The sequence below is a fragment of the Fulvivirga kasyanovii genome, from assembly GCF_009711405.1.
GTDB classification, from domain to species: domain Bacteria; phylum Bacteroidota; class Bacteroidia; order Cytophagales; family Cyclobacteriaceae; genus Fulvivirga; species Fulvivirga kasyanovii.
Genome location: NZ_SMLW01000088.1, coordinates 1 through 581 on the forward strand (window position 1 = coordinate 1; position 581 = coordinate 581).

Below are 581 nucleotides of genomic sequence, written 5' to 3' on the forward strand. Positions count from 1 at the left end.
ATAACCTGACCACTCAGGTGCGTGGTATTGCAGGTGTGGCAACTGCTGTAGCCAAAGGAGACTTAACACAGAAGATCACCGTAGAAGTGCAAGGCGAAGTACTCGAATTGAAGAATATCATCAACCAGATGGTAGACTCCCTGAACATATTTGCCGGAGAGGTGACCAGGGTGTCTCGTGAAGTAGGTACCGAAGGTAGATTGGGCGGACAAGCCAATGTGCCTGGTGTGGAAGGAATATGGAAAGAACTGACTGTAAATGTAAATACAATGGCATCCAACCTGACATTACAGGTGAGGGATATAGCCCAGGTTGCCACCGCGGTGGCCAGGGGAGACCTGACTAAAAAGATTACAGTAGATGTAAATGGTGAGCTGGCTGTATTGAAAGAGAACCTGAATAAAATGGTAGACTCTTTGAATGTATTCTCCAGTGAGGTGACCCGCGTGGCACGCGAGGTGGGAACAGAGGGTAAGCTTGGAGGTCAGGCCAACGTTCCTGGGGTGGAAGGAGTATGGAAGCAACTTACGGAGAATGTGAATATTATGGCAAATAACCTGACCACTCAGGTGCGTGGTATT

Annotated in this window: 1 protein-coding gene; it reads left to right on the top strand. The window is 48.4% G+C overall.

What is annotated here, in order from left to right; genetic code table 11:
- Positions 1 to 581 (top strand): HAMP domain-containing protein (locus E1163_RS00130; protein WP_185155873.1); only part of this gene is annotated, 581 nt, incomplete at both ends.